Raw genomic sequence first — 22284 nt, forward strand, 5'->3', positions numbered from 1 at the left:
TGGAGTGACATATATCGATTAGTCCTGTCTGAGCTATTACAGTATAGAAAAATACATTTTTGAGACGAGGACTTTAATTTAAATTGAGGCCAATCTCATGGCGATTTCTTCAAGAACATCATTCCAGTTTCCAGTTTCCTTTTGTCGAAATAGGGTTACGGTTTTATACCATGGGCTGTCTGATCTGTTATGCATCCAGCGCCAATCAGGATTAAACGGGACAAGTAGCCATACAGGTTTTCCAAGCGATGCTGCAAGATGTGCGACCGAAGTATCGACAGCAATAACCAAATCCAGTTTTGAAATGAGCGCCGCAGTTTCCACAAAATCTGTTAATTCACCACCCCATTGCTTGACCGAAGTCTGCTGATCTAGAGCCGTCTGATCTCGTGATCTAACTTCCTTTTGAAGACTAAAAAACTGTACGTTCTCTACAATGATTTTTGAAAACTCTGAAAAAGGGATGGATCGATTTTTATCGTTTTGGTGATCTCGATTGCCTGACCATACTATGCCTACCTTTTTATCTGTTGACTGACCAACTTTAAGTTGCCAGCGTGTTGCTGCATCGGGTGCGATTTCATCAATATCAAAATATTTTTCTTGTACCGGAATCGTTTCTAAAGCTGTATTAAAGGCACAAGGTAAACTTGGAAGCGGACAATGGTAATCAAAAGACGGCAGCACTTCACCTTGAGCAAATACTTCTGCGGCTCCATCGAAATTTTTGAGTAAAGTTTTTAATGATGCCTGCACTTCGAGTATCACGCGCGCGCCCAATTTCGCTACTAATGTGACATAACGCACAAAATTAATCGTATCGCCTAACCCTTGTTCACCATAAAGCAAAATGGTTTTATTTTTTAACGGTTGCTCACCTAGCCATAAAGGCACAATAAAATGTCGCTTTCCTTCCACGAATGGCGAGCATTTCCAGCGCCATTCGTATTTTGCCCATCCTTTCAGGAAATCGCCTAGCACCAGGCGACTAAAGCTTTCGTCAAAGTGAGCCTTAGCAAAATCAGGTTGAATGCGTATGGCCTCAGCAAAATCAAGCAAAGCTTCTTCGTGCATCTCAAGTTTTTGATATGTTTTTGCCCGGTTAAAAAACGTCAACAAGTGCTGAGAATCTATCTGTAAAGCCTTCGCAAACTGAGAAAGCGCCTCGTAATAACGGCCTAGAGCGGTAAGAATTAATCCCTTATGATGAACTGCATCACAAAATCTGGGATCAATCTCAAGTGAGCATTCTACGTCTTTCATCGCCATATCTAAATGACCATGATCGAACTCTATGACGCTTTTGTTATGCCAAACGATCGCTAAATTAGGCTGGGCATCTAATGCTAGCTGGTAATATTTTAAAGCCTCTGAATTTTGATGTTGCAATTGCAATAAAATGCCACTATTCACTAATGCCTCGACACAATCGTGCTTTATTTTTAGAGCTGCTTTAAAGCTAGCCAAAGCCTCATTTCCTCGCTCAAGTAACATTAACATATTGCCGCGTGTAACTAAGGCCGCTAAGTTTTCTGGATTTAATGAAGTCGCTTTGTCCGCATTTTCAAAAGCATCGGTTAATTTTCCTTTAGATTCAAATGCGAGACTTAATTGCAGATAAGCTTGACTGAAGTCTGAGCGTATAGAAATTGCTTTTTGATATGCCAAAATAGCAGAGTCAACAAGATGCTGACGTATAAATATATCGCCTTTAATTAAATAAAAATCAGCTTCATCTGGGATATGAGTGAGCGCTAAATCAACAATACTTTGCGCCTTCTCAAGATCTCCAGTTTGAGCCATTAAATAACTGTATTCCCGGTATGCCAGCTGGAACTGTGGTTTCAAATCTATGACTTTTTCATATCTTTGAATCGCTTCTTGCCTCCTCCCAGCGATGCTGGCCATCGATGCGAGCATGTAGTGGGCATCAAAGTCCTCTGGCGATAATTGCAGCGCTATTTCGAGTTGTTGTGCCGCTGCATAACTTTTACCTTGCTCTTTTAATACATAACCGAGCATCACATATGCATTTGTATCCGCTTTATTTTGCTTTATGGCTTTTTGGTAATGTATTTCAGCTTCCGCCAAATTCCCTGCGTCTAATAAGGCATTAGCTATTTCTTTATGAGTTTTTTCCACTTCTGGAGGACGAACATCAGGAATTTGATTTTTTATAATTGAAATTTGCGGATCTAAATCCTTACTTGGCACTGGTGGAGTAAGAATTTTTTTTAGCCAAGTGAACATATTTTTAAGTTTTTTCTATAAATTTCGATTTAATTAGTATTCATTCTTACTGCCATATTGAAAATAGAAATAAAAGAAGCATTACAACTTTAAGATAATCCAATTTGTTAATTGATCAACATACTCTCTGTCGTACCCCTTTTTAATCAGCTCCCATTTGAAGGTATTTCCTAAGGCAGCTTTTTTATACGTGTTCATTTTACGGTCTTGTTTAAATTCGATCACAAGTTGACTGAGTTTATTTAGCATCGCTTCGTGTTTTTTATTTAGAATTTTGCCAACTGCGCTTTCAACAGGAGTCCGCTCAATTAAAGCTTCCGCCAATATTTGGCCAAATTGTTTTTCTTCAGTAGCGTCAAACCAGCTAAATATTTTCATGGGTAATTCACAGACTATTTGATAATTAAAAAACGAAAGTTTATTTAGTTAAACTCAGATTTACACATATGGAGTTTTTGAGAATCTCGAAAATCATCTTTGATGCGATTGATAAAAATATTTTTAGAGAAATTCAATTTTCTCGACAGAATTGCAGCAAATTCAAACGATTATAGTTTAGCAAAAGCTGGTCCACGGCAATGGCATTCTGATGTGTTTATTTTTGCTAAGCTGCAAATCTCTCATCTTCCTCATCACTGGTTGGCTAAAATGCAATGATGATCTTAATACGATTAAGCTCAAGTCGGCTGCCATTAAAAATACGTTAGCACAATACAATCTAACTGAAATTACTTGGTAAGTATAAATGAGCAGAGGAAGGTTCCCAAACCAGTAAAATAGTCAGAGATGGCGTCAGGCTTACGGTTTATTCACTCAGTCATCAAACTATAAATTCTAAAAACATATATTTCAGCCCGGAATAAGAAGCGTTTGCTTATTTGTAAGCTCATAATAAAACCAGCTAAAAAGTTCTTGTCTGGCCTAACAAGCGGTTCAGCCCGCATGTGTTAAACTTGCGCCCTCAAAAGACCCTGCAAACGACCTTGCAGAATTTGCATAAGTTGTTGATTTGTTTGTCTATTTTGGAAGAGCTAATCCTATGTTGAGAATGCCTGTATTTTCCCTGCTGCGACGTTGTTGCGCAATGATGTTATTGGGTAGTTTAAGCTTGGTTTTGAGTGTGGCGCATGCCGATCCGCGCACTTTTCCAATTGGTACCAAGCGTGGCGTATTAACTGCCTCTGCTTATCCGGACATTGTGATTGATGGCAAGGTTCAAGTTACCCGGCCTTCTACCCGTATTTTTAACGAACTAGGTTTGCTGGTATTGCCCGCTACTTTGCCGAACGCCACCTTAAAGATTAACTATCTTGCGAATGAGTATGGTGAGATAGAGCGTATCTGGATTTTGACTGTGCAAGAAGCGAATGTGGATATAAGCAAACAACTAAAACAAAACTAATGGGATTTCTAAAAACCTCTTACCCGAGCGCATCGCGTTGTTGCAAAGCCTCGCAATACCGACGTATTGCTATGTTTTGCGCCTAGCGCTGCATCTCGATTAAGAGGTTTTTAGAAGCTCCCCAAAGCAAAACTAAAACAAAACTAAATAAGTAATATTAAGAAGAATCAAACCGTCATGCCAAAAAAAGTATTTATTAAAACCTTCGGTTGTCAGATGAACGAGTATGACTCGGACAAGATGAACGATGTGCTCCATGCCTCCGAGGGTATGATCAAAACTGATAAAGCAGAAGATGCCGATGTCATTCTGCTCAACACATGCAGCGTGCGTGAAAAAGCCTCTGAAAAAGTGTTTTCTGATCTGGGTCGTTTGCGTGAACTTAAGCGCAACAAGCCTGATCTGATTATCGGTGTCGGTGGCTGCGTCGCCTCGCAAGAAGGTGCGGCGATTATCAAGCGTGCGCCTTATGTTGATGTGGTATTTGGTCCGCAAACTTTGCATCGTTTGCCACAATTGCTGAATGATCGTCGTACCAGCGGACGTTCGCAAGTCGATATCAGTTTTCCTGAAATTGAAAAGTTCGATCATTTGCCGCCTGCGAAAGTAGAAGGCGCGACGGCGTTTGTATCGATCATGGAAGGTTGCAGTAAGTATTGCAGTTACTGCGTTGTACCTTACACGCGTGGTGAAGAAGTCTCACGTCCGTTTAACGATGTTCTGGCAGAAGTTGCCGGGCTGGCAGAGCAGGGCGTCAAAGAGATTTCGCTGCTGGGCCAAAACGTCAATGCGTATCGCGGCAAAATGGACGATGGCGAAATCGCCGACTTTGCGCTGTTGCTGGAATATATTGCCGAGTTCCCGCAGATTGAACGTATTCGTTTTGTCACCAGCCATCCTAAAGAATTTAACCAGCGCCTGATCGATGCGTTTGCCAAGATTCCTAAAATTGCGAATCATGTTTTTTTGCCGGCACAGCATGGCTCGGATCGCATCTTGTCCGCGATGAAACGCGGCTACACAGCGATTGAATACAAGTCAGTTCTGCGCCGCCTGCGTGCGGTGCGTCCTGATATTTCTGTTTCGTCTGATTTTATCGTTGGCTTCCCCGGCGAGACGCAAGAAGATTTTGATGCCTTGATGAAGTTGATTGACGACATCGGTTTTGACAACAGCTTTAGTTTTATTTTCAGTAAGCGCCCGGGTACGCCTGCAGCCAGTCTGGCTGACGATACGCCGCATGAGCTTAAATTAAAACGCCTGCAACATCTACAAGCAGTGATCGACAGCAATACCAAAAAATACAGTAACGCAATGATCGGTACAGTGCAGCGCATTCTGGTTGAGGGTCCATCGGTTAAGGATTCGAATGAATTGCAAGGCCGTTCTGAGAACAATCGTGTAGTCAACTTTGCCGGGCCAGCAAGCCTGATCGGGCAGCTAGTGAATACCAGAATTACGGAGTCCTACAATTACTCTTTGCGCGGTGAATTGATTTCCGAATTGTTGGAAGTCAACTGAGCCAGCAGGGCTAAATAATTCGATTAACGTAAGATCAGAATGAGTCTAAGCATCTCTTCAACAACCGATCCAACAACCTATTGATGAAACCAAAAATGCCTGTTCCTGTTTTGCACTTCATGCCGCAGCCGATGGACAACACCCGATTGGCTCATTTGTGCGGGCCTTTGGATGAAAACATGCGGCAGATTTCGGCCGCTTTAGATGTCAGTATTTTCCGGCGTGGTGATAAGTTTGTCGTTAGTGGTCACAATGCGCAAAATGCGCTGGACATCCTTGAGCATTTTTATACCAAAGCAAAAAAAATCATCTCTATCGATGAAGTGCAATTAGCCTTGGTCGAGCAACGGGCAACCAATAATGCCAAGGCTAAGTTGGCGAACAATCCTGACATTACCGCCCCTGTGGGCAAGGCCACGAAAGCCAGCGCAGCGAAGAAAATCGTTAAAGTCGTTGCGCCTTTAGTCGATACGGACGGTGTGGATGGTGACGCTGAGTTTGACCTAGATGCAGCGGCAGAAGGACCTATCCTCAAAACTCGCCGGGCAGATTTGCGTGGACGTACACCACATCAAAATCTCTACCTCAAAGCAATTGTTGAGCACGACATCACATTTGGCATAGGTCCTGCCGGTACCGGCAAAACTTACTTGGCAGTTGCTTGCGCGGTAGATGCTCTGGAGCGCGATGCGGTCAAGCGTATCGTCTTGACCCGTCCTGCGGTTGAAGCGGGTGAGCGCCTCGGATTTTTGCCGGGCGATCTGGCACAAAAAGTTGATCCTTATCTGCGACCTTTATACGATGCGCTGTATGACTTACTCGGTTTCGATCGCACGCAAAAGATGTTTGAAAAACAGGCGATAGAAATTGCGCCGCTGGCTTACATGCGTGGTCGCACTTTAAATCATGCTTTCATTATTCTGGATGAGGCACAAAATACTACGCCAGAGCAAATGAAAATGTTTTTGACCCGTATTGGCTTTGGTAGTAAAGCCGTAGTTACCGGCGATGTCACACAGATCGATTTACAACGCGGTCAGCGTAGCGGTTTGGTTGATGCATGTCAGGTGCTAAATGAAGTCCGTGGCATCGGTTTCGCCCGCTTCACTAGTGCCGACGTGGTACGGCATCCCCTGGTGGGCAGAATTGTCGATGCCTATGAAACAGCCAATGCACATAACGCCGATCTCGGCACTTTAAAACAAGCGACGCCGTTGAGTTCGGCGCACGGACGTAAAAAATAATGGCAGCAAAACACAAACTCAGTTTATCCGTTCAATATCCTGATCCTCGTTTAAAAGAAAATCTACCGCGGCCTTTGTTACGCAAAGCGATACAGGCGGCGCTGTTTGCTCCCGCAGAATTGACTTTACGTTTTGTGGATGCAGAAGAAGGCCAGACCTTAAATCGTGATTATCGCGGCAAAGACTATGCGACTAACGTACTGACCTTTGCTTACACCGAAGATGAAGACGCCGAAGTAACGCAGGCAGACATCATTTTTTGCACAGATGTCTTGCTGAGTGAAGCACAGCAGCAAAAAAAATCGGTAGAAGAACATGCGGTTCACTTGGTCGTCCATGGCGTTTTACACGCCCAGGGTTATGACCACGAGACCGACGAAGAAGCAGAAGAGATGGAAGCCTTAGAGATCGAGATTCTGGCTGACTTGGGTTGGCCAAATCCGTATTTGTAATCCTAGGTTGTAGGTGGTTGTCACTACTTCTGAACGCTGAATCTGGTCTTGTCTTTATTCGAGATTAAATCATACTCCCACTATGTATATTTAATTGTCCAGGTATTAACTGGACAATGAGCCTATTTTTAAGAAAATAGTGGGGAGTATATTGATTTAAGCGGATTTTTGAGCAATCTCTTCTATCCTTGCCACAACTAAAAACCCCCAGCATTTAGCTCCCCTCGCCCGCAGGCGTGAGAGGGAGTATATCTCTAGCTTACATGTAGCTTATTTGCGGTCAAGTCAGATGCAATGTCACACCGCTTTTCGATAATGACTGACTAGCAAATAGCTTTTCGCATACAGCGCAAATGCCTGCGCTGCTAATAATGCAAAGCCAGCAAAGAAGAACATCTGGAATGCAGTCACGCTCATCCCTGTGCTTTGGATTTGCGTGGTAACTGCTTCACTCTTGACGCTGGAATTGGCTAACAGCACCCATAAGTTGCCGATGGTAACGGACAAATTCCAAAAGCTCATGATCACACCTTTCATTGCCAGCGGTGCCTGGCTGTAGGCAAATTCCAAGCCAGTTGCCGACACCAATACTTCGCCAAACGTTAGCAAAGCATAAGGCAAGATTTGCCAGGTGATCGACAAAGGATTGCCACCATCAATCGCCACTTGCATCAGACCAACGACGATCCACGCAAGTCCTGAGAAGGCGATCCCTAATCCCATGCGGCGTAGCGCAGCCAGCTCAATACCCATACGTTTTAGAATCGGATACAGGATCAGATTGTTAAACGGAATTAATAACATCACCAGCATAGGATTTAGGGCTTGCATCTGCGCTGATTGAAACCAGTCTGGCTTGGTCATCTGATCAGCTTGCAAAATCCAGGTCGATGCCTTTTGATCAAACAGCGACCAAAACGGCGTTACCAGAGCAAACACCACCAGCAAACGTAATACGGAGCGCACTCCATCTACGGCTTCATCAGGATGTACGCCACGTGCACGATCCAGTTGTATCCAGGCGCCCAGCCCGCCAAAGCCCAGCACCAGCACCAAGCCTAAACATAATGCTGCAACGATGCCGATATTGGGTGTCATCAATAAACCACCAACCGCGAGCACGCCACCCAGCGCTGCGAGGATGAGGCCATTACGACTTTGTCCTGGTGCTGCGCTCATCAACGCAGTGCGGACTACGTTTAAAAAGGAGTCAGGATTTTTCGCTACGGGAGGCACATGTATATAGCGCTTACGTGCCGACCAGAAGATGATCGTAGCAATCAACATCAAGATACCCGGAATGCCGAACGCCACGCTGGCACCAAACTGCTTCAGAAATATCGGCATCAGAAGCGACGCAAAGAATGAGCCGAAATTGATAATCCAGTAAAAGCCATCAAACACTTTTTGCGCCAGATGTTTATTGCTGCGATCAAACTGGTCACCCACAAACGACGCAACTAATGGTTTAATCCCGCCTGAGCCTAGCGCGATTAAAAACAATCCGGTGTAAAAGCCGTTGCGGTTATCGTCAAAAACCGCCAGACAAGCATGCCCCGCGCAATACACCAGACTCAGCCAGAACACACTGTTGTACTTACCGAAAAACCGATCTGCCAGCCAACCGCCCAGCAAAGGAAAAAAATACACGCCAATCACAAAGGTATGGAATACTTCTTTTGCCATATCTTTGCGCATCGCTTCTGGCATCGACAACAATAAACTCGTGATCAAAAATGGGGTGAGAATATTGCGCATGCCATAAAAGCTGAAGCGCTCGCAGCCCTCGCTGGCGATGATGTAGGGAATTTGCTTTGGCATTTTTGCCGGGTTTGTCGGCGTGTGGGTTTCTTCTATTGTTTGACTCATGCATTTCTCCATTTTTTAGTTTTATGGTGATGGACAACAAAACGGCCTCAGTCATTGCTGGGCCGTTTTATTTTTAGTGATCGAAGATCTCAATGGATAATTGAGATTTAGAGCACTTGTCGCAGCAACGCAGTATCGCCAGTCGAACAAATGGATGTCAAGCAGTATGTCTACCTAGTTCTGTGAGTTGTCAGACAAAGTGCCTGGATTACCTGGATTCGCTGCGTTCTAGTCAGTCTTTTCCTTTTGATGGAAGGGCGCAAACCAGCACACCAGAAACGAGGGGATTGTCGCGATCATCACAAACGTAAAGTAGCTGGTGTAGCCCAACAACTGTTGTAAGTGACCGCTGATAACGCCAGTCACCAGCATGCACAAACCCATTAAGCCGGTACCAAAAGCGTAATGCGTCGTAGTGTATTTACCCGGTGCAAGCTGCTGCATTAAATAAATCATGAAGCCGACTGAGCCAAATCCAAAAAAGAATTTTTCAATTGCCACACCGGCGGTAATCGCTAGCAGGCTGCTTGGTTGATACAGGCTCATCAGCAAAAATGTCACGTTAGGGATATTCACTGAGCAGCACAAGATAAATAAAGAAGGCTGTAAGCCACGGCGTGCCAGAAAAATTCCGCCAAGTACAGAACCCAGCAGCACAGCGATCAATCCATAGGTGCCATAAATAATCCCCAGCAGCTCATTGGATAAACCCAAGCCGCCTTTAGCAATCGGATCGACCATAAAGAAGGGACCGATTTTTTCCAGAAAGCCGATACTCAGGCGGAATAGAAAAGCAAATGCGATCATCAGCAAGACATCGCGCTTTTGGAAAAATGTGACAAACGAATCCCACATAATATGCATCGCAGCACGGGCGTTGGTTGGTGTGTTCTCTGCTTTGGCGCCGTCAGGCATTACGCGCATATGCCAGAACGCCATCAGAATAGTCACGCCTGCTACGATGAAAAAAATGATTCGCCAGGCATCTACCCATTCTGGTCCGAATACTTTTGGGTCATGATGAAACACGTCGGCATGCAATTTTCCACTTAGATAGACCAGGCCGCCGGATGCGATAATGGGGCCGATGTTCCAGCTTAGTCCCTGTATGCCGCAATACAGTGATTGGGTTTTGCTGTCGAGCGAGGTGACATACACACCATCCGAGGCAATATCTTGCGTGGCGCCTAAAAATGAAATGATCCAGAACAACACCATCAAAATCGCCATATAACTAGGCAAGGACATTACGATCGCCACACCAAAAAAACCAAGCGCCACCGCAATCTGGGTGCAGATCACAAAAAACTTCTTGGTTTTATACATCTCCACAAACGGCGCGAATAGCGGCTTGATGGTGTACGCCAGATTCAGGTAGCTGGCGTATTCCGCCGCTTTACCGTTGTCCATGCCCATATTCTTAAACATGATGGCGGTCACGCTAGTGAGCGTCATATACGTCAAGGCCATCGTGAAATAACCGGTAGGCACCCAGAATAACGGGGAGCGTTTCACCCGAGTGTGGGCGGTTTTTTCTGCAGGCGTATGCGCAGCAGGAGGTATTGCCGTGCCACCAGGCAGGGCGTCGGGAAGGGTGTTTTGCATAGTCTCGTCCTTAGGATACTTTTTTGTTTGCAGTCTTTGCCGCAAACTATTTTATTGCCAGATTTTTAAGCGGAATTCAGGCACAAATTACGCCAGTCAAAATTTATGAAATCCTTTTCAAGAAAGCAGAATAGCATGATCTTTGACTTTGTTTGAGGATTTTTCTGGTACTCAGTGACGTATTAAAGCTCCTGTTGTTAGCAGAGGGGAAGACCCTTGCCTCTAATCATGGAGACGCGTGTACCGGTGTGTTGACATTCCATCCCGTCACCAGCGGCACCAGCAAATCTAAAATCATTAAAATGAAATCCAATACTGAATTAGCCCAATGTCTGTTCAGAAAGCTTATTTTTTGTGTTCTTACTATATTTTTGAAAGTGTCTGATTATGATGATTCGTCTGATTTACGCGAGCCGCGCAGTTAACCTTGGCCCCGCAGATGTAAAAGATATTTTGGCAAGTTCCCGCCGCAACAATCAGAAACTAGCGGTGACCGGAGCACTGAATTTATCCAACGGCATCTTTTTGCAATGCCTGGAAGGTGAGCGCTCCGCAGTCAACGCGGTTTACCACCACATTTTGCGAGACAAACGTCACACCAAGCCAGAGGTCCTGTCCCTGGAGGAAATTACTCAACGCCAGTTTACAAGCTGGAATATGGGCTTGATTGCATCGACCACAGAAAACACAGCCTTGTTCCTAAAGTATTCCCCAACTGCCGAATTTGATCCCTACGGCATGTCAGCACATGCGCTCAAAGAGTTTTTTACAGAGGTAATGAGCAGTGCGCGTTGGCTTAGTTAGTGATGAGTAGTACCGAGTAAGGGGTGTTTAACAAGCACCCGTAGGCGCGATTAGCAAAGAGTAATCGCGCATTTATTTACTGAGATGCCAGGCAAAGTTACGGATTCTGATATTTCCCTTTAGTCTAGCTTTTGCCATTGGGTGAAGGCGACTTCCACTTCCAATGCCTCGACCGGAGTTCACATGTATGCGATCGCGTGCAGTTGCCCTGCGCTAATCTCACCTACGATTTCTGATGTAATAGATAAGTTTTGACATGATTTAGCACCTAAAATTCGCCTTACGCTTGTTGAACTTCTGCCCTCCCGTGTATTCTTGACTCTCCAGCCAATTCGTCTCCGTCGACACCAATGAAACTTTCCCACCTACTCTTTGCGCTACTTCCGATCATGACAAGCACCCATGCCCAAACCGTTTTCCATCCAGACGACATCCCATTGATTACCGTTTCGCCGGGAGTGCAATTAAAAGAACTCACTGGCCGCAGTGCGATGCCGGGCGCCAAGACGGATCAGGGTAGCGTTGCGTTATTCCACTTGGAACCGGGTCGCGCCAGCGCATGGAGTCACAACAAAGTGGGCGAGGAATCGTTCTTTATTCTCAAGGGTCATGGCGAGGTCTGGACAGGGACTACGGCACACGCAGTGCGCCCCGGCTCGTTCATCATCATCCCGCCCAGTGTTGTGCGCTCTATCCGTGCAAGCAAAGGTGAGGCACTGGAGTTTTATGCCATTACCACACCCGCCTGGACCAGTGACGACGATATATTGACTCCCGCTCCTGAGGGGGCGCCGAAGTAATCGTAATGAACGACATTTGTTGTCTATCGCAAATACTCCTAATATGTATATTTAAAGTGTCCATGTGTTATCTGGTTTAGATGACTATTTTTTAAAAATATTAAGGGAGTATGTGTAATCATCTTGGTATTCTTAGACGCATATCTGCGAGTTTTGAATATGCAAGCTAGATGAAAAGTCCTTACGTCCGCCACCATCTTCTCAGAAAAAGATAAAAATAGCTTGCAATTAAATAGCGTGCTATATATTATTCAAAACATGAAATCGCCAGCCGCTACCACCACTGACAACGCTAACCAGACACCTCAACTCGGTGATCAGTTGTGTTTTGCTTTGTACTCAACGTCCCTAGCAATGAGCAAGTTATATCGCAAGCTGCTGAAAAAACTAGGTATTACCTACTCACAGTATCTGGTGTTAATGGTGTTGTGGGAGCAGGATGAGCAGACCGTGAATGATATCGGTCAGAAGTTAGTACTAGATTCGGCGACGTTGACCCCTTTACTAAAACGGATGGAAGCGCAAGAGCTACTTACCCGTGTGCGTGCTGCCAGTGATGAGCGCCAGGTGATTATCTCGCTCACCAAAGCAGGCAATGATTTGCGTAAAGCTGCAGCCGATTTACCAGTATCGGTCTTGTGTGCGACGGAATGTTCTACCGATGAGGTAAAGAATTTAAAGGATCAGATACTCGCATTGCGGGCATCGATTATGAAGACTGCTTAGTAACACGTTGCGACTGTATGAGTTGTATCCGCTGATCGAGGTGCCGCAGAATCAACCGGAAGAAATACTCGATGCGCTGATGGTGTAACTCAAATCCCATTCCAATATTATTTAGATAGTGCACTATTTAATAGTGTATTAAATAAAAATGGTAATAGCATTCAATCAAAGGGAGTAAGTAAAAATCGCCCGCTACACAATGAGAAATAAGCGTGGCCATAAAAATGAAATCGAAGTAATTAAATAGTGCGCTATTTAATTACTGAAAATTTAAATCAAAGAAGGCTGAGCAGCATCGTCAGCTAGTGACAAATTACACCGGCGACTGGCCGCCGGATGTATATAAAGGGTGCCAGAGATCGTACTTAAAAACATTGCGCAGTCCATCACTGCATTTACTTTAAAGGAAATTACTATGACTAACTTAAAAACTGTCCTCGCTGCTAGTGTGATCAATCTTGCTATCGGTAGCGCCTACGCCGCTGGCAGCCCTGGTGTCGAGACGACGACCCAAGGATTTCTGCAAGCACTAGAGGCTGGCGGTGGCAAGCCTCTGGAGCAATTATCTGTTGCCGATGCCCGTGCTGTACTGATCGGTGCGCAAGCTGGTGTCAAACTAACTTTGCCAGCGGCTGATGTATCCGAGAAGATCATTAAAGTCGACGGCGTTGATCTCAAACTTACTATCGTCCGACCAGCGGGTGTCAAAAAAACTTTACCAGCATTTATGTTCTTCCACGGCGGTGGCTGGGTGTTGGGCGATTTTCCTACTCACGAGCGCTTGGTGCGTGATCTGGTCACCAACTCTGGCGCAGTAGCAGTCTTCGTCAACTACACACCATCGCCAGAAGTCGGTTACGGCGTCGCCATCAATCAAGCCTATGCCGCGACCAAATGGGTTGCCGAACACGGTAGAGAGATCAATGTCGATGGCACGCGCCTTGCCGTTGCAGGCAATAGCGTCGGTGGCAATATGGCTACTGTGGTCAGCCTGATGGCAAAAGAAAACGCCGCACCAAAGTTACGCGCACAAGTGCTGCTATGGCCGGTGACGGATGCTGATTTTGATAACGGCTCGTACCAGCAATTTGCCGATGGTCATTTCCTCACCCGCAATATGATGAAATGGTTCTGGGATAACTACACCACTGACGCCGCTAAACGTAAAGAAATCTATGCATCACCATTACGTGCCAGCACCGAGCAATTAAAAGGCTTGCCGCCAACCCTGATCCAGACCGCCGAGTTCGACGTACTGCGCGATGAAGGCGAAGCTTATGGCCGCAAGCTCGACGCCGCTGGTGTTGCTGTCACTACCGTACGCTACAAAGGGATGATCCATGATTTTGGCCTTCTCAATGTCCTCAGTAAAGTACCCGCAGTCCGCTCAGCGATGCTACAAGCCGGTGACGAGCTGAAGCAAAATTTGAAATAAATGGTGAGTGCCTAAGTTGAAATAAGCTTGTTGAGAAATGATGTCCGATCCATCATCTAGCCCGGTAATAACGGGCAGGTGATGGATGTTGCGTGATGAGATTTGGTTGGCGCGTAGCCGTTTCACACAGCGGATTTTAAATATACTCCTTCCGGGTATATTTAAGATGTCCAATTTTTTAATGGACAAAAGGCCGATTTATAATAAAAATTATGGGAGTATATATAATGACTCTGAAATTTTTGGGCGTAAAATATCTAAATTCTGTATGCAGCCAGGTACGTGTATCGCCACCAACGCTTGCTCAACATTAACACGATTTTCAGGATAGTCAAAACTGAGGAATTGTTGGTTTCAGTCCGTCATCTCTATAAATTCGTAATCGCAAGTACTTTCAGATATTAAATAATTTTCTGTGTTTTCATACCTGACGTAGCTGTGATTGCGCAATCGTATCAACATGAATCTACTTTCAATATCTTGACTAACATCGACATGCGTGCGATTACGCTGCGCTAATCGCACCTACGATCTTTGGCAGGTAGCGCTTTCACACCAGCTAAATCAACCTACTTGCTTCACCGCCGCTTTCGACGCAGTCATATAATCCTTCTCACATAAATGTCCTATCAGTGTGCGGTGCGGTGGCAGGTTTGCCAGTGCGCGTTGTGACATCTGGGCGATCATCTGGAACTCTTTTTTTGCTTCTTCAAAGCGTGGGTAAGAGGCTGCGTTGGCATTGAGTTTGGTCTGAAATTCCATTCCATACAGCACGTATTGCCAGCTGGATGGTGGGTACATTTCTAGGTCGATGATAAAGTCTAGGCGGTGGGGTGGACGACAGCGCCACATTGCGAGTTTTTCTTTCAGTGTGTCGGGGATTGATGCGGGATTGGTGTTATCCGTCCAGAATGTGCTGTCGGTGCGCTGGCTCAGGCAGTAGTGCATTTTGACAAAATCGACCACGCGTTCGTAGCGTTCTTTCATTTGGTGATTGAATAATTTAGCGACGGGCTCCAGGTCGCCGTTGAACGGGAACAGGTAACTGACCAGATAGGCGGCGGTTTCGATCAGGCCAATGCCTGAGGCCTCCAGAGGTTCTAAAAATCCGCCTGACAAGCCGACTGCGACACAGTTTTTTACCCACTGTGCTTCTCGATAACCGACATTGAGTTTGAGTGATCTTGGTGTCAAATTCTCGTTCCCTGCGCCGATGTAGTTACGCAATACTTGTTCTGCTCGGGTATCGTCTGTGTGGCGGCTGGAGTACACATAACCAACCCCGCGGCGCTGTTGCAAGCCGATGTCCCAGATCCACCCTGCCTCTTTGGCAGTAGAAATTGTATAGGAGGGGATTGCTGTATCGGCTTGTGGATAAGGCACTTGCACTGCCAGCGCGCGATCGGCAAACAGGACATCATCTACCTTATGAAATGGTGAGCCTAAAGCCTCGCCGATTAGCCTGGCTCTGAAGCCTGTGCAGTCGATATACAGGTCGGCTGTTAGCCTGCCAGCCTCTTGTGTGATGATGGCGCTAATGGCGCCATTAGCGTCCAGTTCGACCTGCTCAACATTGGCCAGGATATGTTTTACTCCCAGCGATTTTCCGTGCTCGCACAGCAGAGTGGCAAAGCGTCCCGCGTCGAAGTGATAGGCATAATTCATTGGACCTAAAAAGTTGCCGTCGTCCATGCGCTTAGGTGCATGCGAGGCATCAGCGACACGCTTTTGCATGGTCGCCGCTTCGGCAAAAGGTACACCCGCACCCGCAGCACCTTGCAACCAGTAAGGCAATAATTCGGGACCGCCAGCACGCTGGCTGGGTAAGCTGAATGGATGAAAATAATGATCGATGCCTGCTGCACCTTGTGGCCGTACCCAATCTACAAATTTAATACCTTGTTTAAAGGTCGCGTTGCATTCCCGTACAAACCGCGCTTCATCAATACCAATCGCTGCCAGCGTGCCGCGGATTGAGGGGAAGGTGCCTTCGCCGACGCCGATAATGCCGATTTCTTTGGATTCCACCAGTGTGATTTGTACGCTCTCACCCGAGGTAGCACCAACAGATTTAGCGAGAAATGCCGCAGTTAACCAGCCAGCGGTACCGCCGCCTACGATTAAAACTTGTTTGATCGGGTTCATGACGTAGCCTAAGAGTTGGAAGGTGGAGGTAATTATCAAGTCTTGTAATTGCTTAGAAGCAACATCACAAAAGGCAACAATCGCACATTGAAAACAAATGATTTGGTTTTTTTAATTGACTTTGATATTAAATAATCGCTATTATGAAATCGGTTTCAAAATATGAAATCGGTTTCAAAACATAATTCTAACATCATCGCATTCATGCAGATGAAATGAACCTAGCACAGGAGACATATGAAAATCCGTACCCCCACGTCCCGAAAAATCTCGGGCTCACCTATCCATTTAGCTGTTCTCACCTTGCTAGCGGGCATTAACTCTGCTCATGCACAAGTTGCGCAGCCCGTTGCCCCAGTTGCTCCGGCAGCAGATTCTGCTGCGATTGCAGAGGTGATTGTCACCGGTACTAAGCGCGCTACGTCCTTGCAGCGTACGCCAGTGGCGATTACCGCGATCAACGCTGCTGCACTCGATGATGCGCATGTACAAACGATACAAGATGTCGTCAACCTGGTACCTGGTTTCCAGGCGACTACGCAGGGCGATCATGGTGTCATCACCATGACTTTGCGCGGTGTTGGTAATGATAGTGCTAAGACAGAATACGCCGATCCAGAAGTCGCTACTTTTGTGAATGGCATTTATTCACCACGCCCGGAAGGCGCAACCTCGTTGCTGTTTGATCTGGATTCGATTGAAGTCTTGCGCGGTCCACAAGGTACTTTATGGGGGCGTAACTCCTCCGTTGGTGCGGTGAATATGCAGACGGTCAAGCCAGTGCTGGGCAACCACTCTGGCAATTTTGAGGCTGGTGTTGGTAGTTACAACCGTTTCGGCGTACGTGGTGCTTTTAATATTCCACTTAACGACACGATGGCCTTGCGAGTAGCAGTAGTGCATGAGCAGCATGATGGTTATGTTGATTATCAGAACGCACCGAATCCTTCTTTAGCCAGCCAACAAGCAGCTTATATTGCTGGCGGCGGAACGTTGAGCACGTTCCAGCCGATCAATTCCAATTTGTTTATTCAAAATGGTTCTGCTAAAAAGTACGGTGCACAAGATCAGACCGCTGCGCGCTTGAGCTTGTTGTGGAAGCTGACGCCTAATCTGAAGTGGGATGTCTCTTACGAAAAATACATGGATCGCGGTACGCCAAACATGAATCTGATGCAAACTCCGCGTCCGGGTCAGGATTTTTGGTCTGCATTGATTGACACGGCGCCGTCCGTCCACCGCGATACAGATTCGTTCCGCAGTCGTCTGGATTATGCGATTGGCGACAGCATGTCCTTGGCCTATATTGCAGGGTACTCACGCTTCAGCGGATCATCGACCTTTGATCAGGATGGCGGTGCCAGTGTACCGACTAGCTTCAACACTGGTGCGACCTATCAGGCCGACAATACCGTATCGTCGCACTATGTGAATTACAGCCACGAAGTCGAATTGCAATCCGTCGGTAAAAAAGACGTCGACTGGTTATTAGGGTTGTACTACGCCGCAGAAACCAACGATATCCGCTTTGATATTCCTATCTTTAATGGTACACAACAAGGCACGGTTAGCTGGCAGGGTTCGTTTATTCAACCTAAAGAAACGGTTGAATCGAAGGCTGCTTTTGGTCAGGCGACCTGGAATGTGAACGACAGTTTGCACCTGACGGGCGGTATCCGTTATACCGCAGACTACCGCACAAACGTTGGCGGTCGTGGTTATGGCTGGGCATATGATGGCGCACCGCAAATTCCGGTGAACCCAAGTGTGAATCCAGCGGCGCCTGGTTCTGGTTTTGGTGTACCTAGTCAAAACGATGGTACTTTTAGCGGCAATAAAACGACTGCCCTAGCACGAGTTGGTTATGACATTGATCGCAACAACATGGTCTATGCCAGCGTTTCTACTGGCTATAAATCAGGCGGTCTGCAAGACGGTGGCAAACCATACGGCGCTGAGACTTTGACCAATTATGAGCTGGGCTCCAAGAGCACTTTCTTAGGCGGCACGGTCAAGATGAATAATGCGCTGTTCTATGAAAACTTTAAGGGTTTCCAATTCAGCGCGCCAGTAACCAACCCAGATGGCAGCCATTCTCTAGTGACATCCAACGCCGATGGCGCCAAGATTTATGGCTTTGAATCTGAAATCGCTGCTAGGTTGTCCCCTGCCGATAAAGTCCAGTTATCTCTTGCAATCACCCGTACTGAGCTGGGACACTTAATCGGCGGCAGTAACGATTACGTCTTGCCTGTCTGTGCTGTCCCGGGCATTAGCAACTGTTTAGATGTGACCGGTAATGAGATGCCGCATGCGCCTAAGTTCTCTGCGCAAGCTCAGTATCAACATACGTTTAACATGGTAAATGGTGCTACCTTGACGCCGCGCATCAGCATGCATTACGAGACCGCAAGCTGGCTCAGTGTATTTAATCTCGGTGATGGCGATAAACGAAAATCCTACACAAGAACTGATTTGGGTTTGCGTTACGCATCAGGCAAGGCTTGGTACTTTGATGCCTTCGTTCGTAACGTAGAAAATTCCAACATCAAAACCAGTGCGCAAAATAGCTTTGGCGGTGTGTGGCAATCGCAATATCTGCCACCACGTACTTTTGGTATTAACGCTGGCGTAGAGTTTTAAATTTTTTAGTTCGTCTTGCTACCTCTGGTAGTTCAATGCCCTCGTTCTTCACCAAGGATGAGGGTTTTTTTATTTAAAACTTACGCGAGATTGTCCCAACTCCGTAGTAGTAACTCGCCTGACTAAAGTGCTGTCGTCGTATCCATATTCAAAAGGGTCAGGGCGTCATTCCGGTATGGTTTTAGCCGGAATCCAACGACGGTTGTGGAGTCATTTCCCTGACTTGAAAACGATAATGCTGATTATCAGGATAGCGACACGGGATTCCGGCTGAGACCATGCCGGAATGACATAAAAAGGCAATGCGTAACTAACAAAAGAATCAACAATATTTAATCTGAATATGTCATGTTGATATATATACTCATGGTATGTATATATTAGTCGTCCATATCATCATTGGACAAAAAGGCATATTGTTAAAAAATAATGGGGAGTATATTTAATTACTCTGCTAAATATCCCTTAACTGACTTTAACTTAAAGCGTAATTTTGAAGCAGTTTTTGATCCCATCTTTGATCCAATATTTCATTCTGTTGTCGATGTAATTTGTGCTGCTCTTCCCCCAATATGACGAGAATAAAATCATGAGCGTGACTGAAATTTTTTTGATCGCAATGGCGATTATTTTTACCGTACCTTACCTGATCTGGCGCGTGGGCAGAACTGATTATTGGGCGCCGTTAGTCGTAGTGCAGATCATTACCGGCATCATCTTGGGGCCAGGCGTATTGGGTGCAGCTTTCCCCGACTATTATCAATTTGTATTTAATCCGCAAGTGATCTCTGCGCTGAATGGGATTGCCTGGTGGGCGGTGATGGTATTTGTGATGATTGCTGGCGTTGAGTTAGATCTTAAAAAAATGTGGCGTTACAAACGAGAGAGCGCGATAACTTCTGGGCTTGCACTTGGTATGCCGCTATTGTTCGGCTGTGTCGCTGCAGTCTGTTTACTCAATCTGAGCCAAGGCTGGATGGGAACTAAAGCCACTACCTGGCAATTTGTCCTTGGCATAGGCATGGCTTGCGCAGTGACGGCATTACCCATTTTGATTTTGCTGATGGAAAAACTGGCGATCTTACGACAGCCCATCGGGCAACGTATTTTGCGTTATGCCAGCCTGGATGATGTCGCGATCTGGGGCGTGCTGGCATTGATTTTGTTGGACTGGACGAGAGTCGGGCGGCAAGTTTTATTTTTAGCTGGATTTGCGTTGGCGAGCTATCTATTCCGCCGTTTGATGCGCAAGCTGCCAGAGAGTGATCGCTGGTATGTTGCCTTTATCTGGCTGGCGGTGTGTGCTTATTTTGCCGACTGGTCTGGTTTGCATTTTATGGTTGGTGCGTTTTTGGCGGGCATGGTGATGGATAGTGACTGGTTTGATCAGGCCGACATGGATAAGCTGCGTCATTTTGTATTGATGATTATGATGCCGGTATTTTTCTTGAGTACCGGCTTACGGACTAACTGGCAGCTCGGTGGAACGACCGTATTTATCGCAGCAGGCTTATTGCTGCTGGCATCGGTAACGGGCAAGCTGGCAGGCATTCATATCGCCGGAAAAATCCTTCAATGGGAAAAAGGTGAGGCATCGATCATAGGCTGGTTATTGCAAACCAAAGCGCTGATTATGATTATTTTTGCGAATGTATTACTGGATAAACAAATCATTACCAGCGAAACGTTCACCGCGCTGTTGATGATGGCTGTTGCTAGCACCATGCTGACGGTACCGATGGTGGCGCCTCAACTGCAAAAAATGAAGGCATTGATTTTTCGGATAACGTGATGAAATTGATAGCGTCAATATCTGTATGACTTTATCCAAATACGGTTGAACATATTCATCATAAAAATAGGCAAAGAAATTAGTTTTTCTTTGCCTATTTAATTTTTTAAAACTCAGCGTTTAGCGAAGATTTTTTTGCCGGTCGCTAGACTTTATTCAGCTCGGGATAAACGCTGAGTCCCTACAAAATCGCGATACCAAAGTGCGCTGTCTTTGAGCGTTCGCTCTTGTGTGTCGTAGTCTACATACACCAAGCCAAAACGCTTGGCGTAGCCGGAGTTCCACTCAAAGTTATCCAGCAAACTCCAGTAAAAATACCCTTGGACATTGACACCTTGTGCTATCGCTTTTTGCAAGGCATTCAGATGCAAGCGAACGTAGTCTATGCGTGCTTGGTCATGGATTTTCCCATCAACTATTTGATCTGCAACGGCCATCCCGTTTTCAGTAATATAAATTGGTGGTAAGTCTTTATATTCTTCGTTTAGTTGTAATAGCAAGTCAGTCAGACCATCAGGATAAATTTCCCACCCCATGTCGGTAAAACCTAATTTTCCTTCCGGTTTTTTAGGCGGATTGTCCGTACTGATAAAAGAACGGAAATAATAATTAACACCTAAAAAATCGATGGGTTGCTGAATGTTTGCCATGTCATTAGCGTGCACGTCAAACTTGCTCATGTCCATGCGATCAAGCGCTTTTTGCGGGTACCGACCTTTAAAAATCGGATCCATAAACCATTGCACCGAGCGTGCGTATTCCCATTCTGCCTCTGCTATATCGGCGGCTGAGTTGGTTGCTGGCATGGCCGTCCATTGGTTTAAAACGATACCTAATTTTGCGGAACTACCGATCTTTTGCAGAGCTTGACGCATCGCTTTCATCGCCCATCCATGCGATAACAATAGGTGATGAGATACCTGAATTGATGCAGCGGTATCTGCAATGCCGGGCGCAAACTGCCCATTACCAAAACCCAGATTAGCAGTACACCAAGGTTCATTATGAGTAGCGATGGTGGCTACCCGGTTACCAAAGCGACGCGCTACTTCTGCCGCATAGTCAGCAAAACGGGCAGGGGTGTCACGATGGAGCCAGCCGCCCTGATCTTGCAAACCTTGCGGTAAATCCCAGTGATACAAAGTCACATGCGCCAGAATATTTTTCTCGGCCAGTCTGGCGATCAGATTGGAATAAAACTCAAAGCCTTTTTCATTCCATGCGCCATAGCCCAAAGGCTGCACACGTGACCAAGAGATAGAGAAGCGATATGCGCTGACATTGAGCGAGGCGATGATGTCGATGTCTTCGGCGTAGCGATGATAATGGTCGCAAGCGACGTCGCCGGTACTGCCATCGATGATCTTGCCCGGTGTATGGGTAAAGGTGTCCCAGATAGAGGGCCCGCGTCCGTCAACGGCGGCAGCACCTTCAATTTGGTAGGCGCTGGTTGCCACACCCCAGGTAAATGCGGGAGAAAATTCTGTTGCTGAGTCGTGATTTTGCATGTGTGGGTCTCATCTATTTCTTTTGTTTGAAATCGTTTTCACGAGTGCTTAGAATTTAACATTGGGGATATCGCCTGTCAATCAACAA

At 46.1% G+C, this 22284-nt stretch carries 16 protein-coding genes; 10 read left to right on the plus strand and 6 right to left on the minus strand.

All coding sequences use genetic code 11. The annotated features are described in order from the left end of the window. Positions 1-78 precede the first annotated feature (78 nt). Positions 79-2250, minus strand: a complete 2172-nt coding sequence (locus QN395_RS05175) for a tetratricopeptide repeat protein (RefSeq protein ID WP_322120017.1) — start codon at positions 2248-2250, stop codon at positions 79-81. An 81-nt stretch (positions 2251-2331) separates the two neighbouring features. After that, positions 2332-2628 (minus strand): hypothetical protein, encoded by a 297-nt coding sequence (locus tag QN395_RS05180; RefSeq protein ID WP_322120016.1) that lies wholly within the window; start codon positions 2626-2628, stop codon positions 2332-2334. Between the two features lie 661 nt (positions 2629-3289). On the opposite strand from QN395_RS05180, the gene QN395_RS05185 reads away from it, so the two are divergent. The 4 genes from QN395_RS05185 to ybeY all read left to right on the plus strand — a co-directional run bounded on the left by QN395_RS05185 (position 3290) and on the right by ybeY (position 6869). Further along, positions 3290-3652 carry a hypothetical protein gene (locus QN395_RS05185; RefSeq protein ID WP_322120015.1) on the plus strand — a complete coding sequence of 121 codons (363 nt, stop codon included), beginning with the start codon at positions 3290-3292 and terminating at the stop codon, positions 3650-3652. A 177-nt stretch (positions 3653-3829) separates the two neighbouring features. Next, positions 3830-5173 carry a tRNA (N6-isopentenyl adenosine(37)-C2)-methylthiotransferase MiaB gene (miaB, locus tag QN395_RS05190; RefSeq protein WP_323492647.1) on the plus strand — a complete coding sequence of 448 codons (1344 nt, stop codon included), beginning with the start codon at positions 3830-3832 and terminating at the stop codon, positions 5171-5173. An 83-nt stretch (positions 5174-5256) separates the two neighbouring features. Further along, the gene (locus QN395_RS05195) at positions 5257-6417 is read left to right on the plus strand and encodes a PhoH family protein (protein WP_323492646.1); all 1161 of its coding nucleotides are present in this window, start codon (positions 5257-5259) and stop codon (positions 6415-6417) included. Then, positions 6417-6869, plus strand: a complete 453-nt coding sequence (gene ybeY / locus QN395_RS05200) for an rRNA maturation RNase YbeY (protein WP_322120012.1) — start codon at positions 6417-6419, stop codon at positions 6867-6869. Before QN395_RS05195 ends, ybeY begins: the two co-directional genes overlap by 1 nt. 297 nt (positions 6870-7166) lie before the next feature. Here ybeY and QN395_RS05205 read toward each other — a convergent pair whose 3' ends face one another. Both QN395_RS05205 and QN395_RS05210 read right to left on the minus strand, forming a co-directional pair. Further along, positions 7167-8738 (minus strand): oligopeptide:H+ symporter, encoded by a 1572-nt coding sequence (locus tag QN395_RS05205; RefSeq protein WP_323492645.1) that lies wholly within the window; start codon positions 8736-8738, stop codon positions 7167-7169. A gap of 228 nt (positions 8739-8966) precedes the next feature. Further along, on the minus strand, positions 8967-10208 hold the full coding sequence (locus QN395_RS05210; protein WP_323492649.1) for an MFS transporter: 1242 nt from the start codon (positions 10206-10208) through the stop codon (positions 8967-8969). Positions 10209-10730: 522 nt separating this feature from the next. Between QN395_RS05210 and QN395_RS05215 the strand changes: the two genes are divergently transcribed. From QN395_RS05215 to QN395_RS05230, 4 genes are all read left to right on the plus strand, one after another. After that, positions 10731-11147: a BLUF domain-containing protein gene (locus tag QN395_RS05215; protein WP_322120010.1), complete on the plus strand. Its 417-nt coding sequence runs from the start codon at positions 10731-10733 to the stop codon at positions 11145-11147. Positions 11148-11536: 389 nt separating this feature from the next. Continuing rightward, positions 11537-11947 carry a cupin domain-containing protein gene (locus QN395_RS05220; RefSeq protein WP_322120009.1) on the plus strand — a complete coding sequence of 137 codons (411 nt, stop codon included), beginning with the start codon at positions 11537-11539 and terminating at the stop codon, positions 11945-11947. A gap of 258 nt (positions 11948-12205) precedes the next feature. Continuing rightward, positions 12206-12673, plus strand: coding sequence for a MarR family transcriptional regulator (locus QN395_RS05225; protein ID WP_322120008.1), 468 nt, complete (start codon positions 12206-12208; stop codon positions 12671-12673). A 415-nt stretch (positions 12674-13088) separates the two neighbouring features. Further along, positions 13089-14108: an alpha/beta hydrolase gene (locus tag QN395_RS05230; RefSeq protein WP_322120007.1), complete on the plus strand. Its 1020-nt coding sequence runs from the start codon at positions 13089-13091 to the stop codon at positions 14106-14108. Positions 14109-14672: 564 nt separating this feature from the next. Here the strand turns inward: QN395_RS05230 and QN395_RS05235 are convergent. After that, positions 14673-16253: a tryptophan halogenase family protein gene (locus QN395_RS05235; RefSeq protein ID WP_323492642.1), complete on the minus strand. Its 1581-nt coding sequence runs from the start codon at positions 16251-16253 to the stop codon at positions 14673-14675. Between the two features lie 237 nt (positions 16254-16490). On the opposite strand from QN395_RS05235, the gene QN395_RS05240 reads away from it, so the two are divergent. Both QN395_RS05240 and QN395_RS05245 read left to right on the plus strand, forming a co-directional pair. After that, the gene (locus QN395_RS05240) at positions 16491-18896 is read left to right on the plus strand and encodes a TonB-dependent receptor (protein WP_323492641.1); all 2406 of its coding nucleotides are present in this window, start codon (positions 16491-16493) and stop codon (positions 18894-18896) included. A gap of 589 nt (positions 18897-19485) precedes the next feature. Beyond that, on the plus strand, positions 19486-20688 hold the full coding sequence (locus tag QN395_RS05245; protein ID WP_323492640.1) for a cation:proton antiporter: 1203 nt from the start codon (positions 19486-19488) through the stop codon (positions 20686-20688). 152 nt (positions 20689-20840) lie between these two features. Here QN395_RS05245 and QN395_RS05250 read toward each other — a convergent pair whose 3' ends face one another. After that, positions 20841-22196 carry a GH1 family beta-glucosidase gene (locus tag QN395_RS05250; RefSeq protein WP_323492639.1) on the minus strand — a complete coding sequence of 452 codons (1356 nt, stop codon included), beginning with the start codon at positions 22194-22196 and terminating at the stop codon, positions 20841-20843. Positions 22197-22284 lie beyond the last annotated feature (88 nt).

This window comes from Undibacterium sp. RTI2.2, assembly GCF_035018705.1.
Lineage (GTDB): Bacteria > Pseudomonadota > Gammaproteobacteria > Burkholderiales > Burkholderiaceae_D > Undibacterium.

Excerpts from the sequence above, each read along its gene's own strand:
- QN395_RS05175 (WP_322120017.1), bottom strand. The coding sequence starts at position 2,250 with ATGTTCACTTGGCTAAAAAAAATTCTTACTCCACCAGTGCCAAGTAAG.
- QN395_RS05180 (WP_322120016.1), bottom strand. The coding sequence starts at position 2,628 with ATGAAAATATTTAGCTGGTTTGACGCTACTGAAGAAAAACAATTTGGC.
- QN395_RS05185 (WP_322120015.1), top strand. The coding sequence starts at position 3,290 with ATGTTGAGAATGCCTGTATTTTCCCTGCTGCGACGTTGTTGCGCAATG.
- miaB (WP_323492647.1), top strand. The coding sequence starts at position 3,830 with ATGCCAAAAAAAGTATTTATTAAAACCTTCGGTTGTCAGATGAACGAG.
- QN395_RS05195 (WP_323492646.1), top strand. The coding sequence starts at position 5,257 with ATGAAACCAAAAATGCCTGTTCCTGTTTTGCACTTCATGCCGCAGCCG.
- ybeY (WP_322120012.1), top strand. The coding sequence starts at position 6,417 with ATGGCAGCAAAACACAAACTCAGTTTATCCGTTCAATATCCTGATCCT.
- QN395_RS05205 (WP_323492645.1), bottom strand. The coding sequence starts at position 8,738 with ATGAGTCAAACAATAGAAGAAACCCACACGCCGACAAACCCGGCAAAA.
- QN395_RS05210 (WP_323492649.1), bottom strand. The coding sequence starts at position 10,208 with ATGGCCTTGACGTATATGACGCTCACTAGCGTGACCGCCATCATGTTT.
- QN395_RS05215 (WP_322120010.1), top strand. The coding sequence starts at position 10,731 with ATGATGATTCGTCTGATTTACGCGAGCCGCGCAGTTAACCTTGGCCCC.
- QN395_RS05220 (WP_322120009.1), top strand. The coding sequence starts at position 11,537 with ATGACAAGCACCCATGCCCAAACCGTTTTCCATCCAGACGACATCCCA.
- QN395_RS05225 (WP_322120008.1), top strand. The coding sequence starts at position 12,206 with ATGAAATCGCCAGCCGCTACCACCACTGACAACGCTAACCAGACACCT.
- QN395_RS05230 (WP_322120007.1), top strand. The coding sequence starts at position 13,089 with ATGACTAACTTAAAAACTGTCCTCGCTGCTAGTGTGATCAATCTTGCT.
- QN395_RS05235 (WP_323492642.1), bottom strand. The coding sequence starts at position 16,253 with ATGAACCCGATCAAACAAGTTTTAATCGTAGGCGGCGGTACCGCTGGC.
- QN395_RS05240 (WP_323492641.1), top strand. The coding sequence starts at position 16,491 with ATGAAAATCCGTACCCCCACGTCCCGAAAAATCTCGGGCTCACCTATC.
- QN395_RS05245 (WP_323492640.1), top strand. The coding sequence starts at position 19,486 with ATGAGCGTGACTGAAATTTTTTTGATCGCAATGGCGATTATTTTTACC.
- QN395_RS05250 (WP_323492639.1), bottom strand. The coding sequence starts at position 22,196 with ATGCAAAATCACGACTCAGCAACAGAATTTTCTCCCGCATTTACCTGG.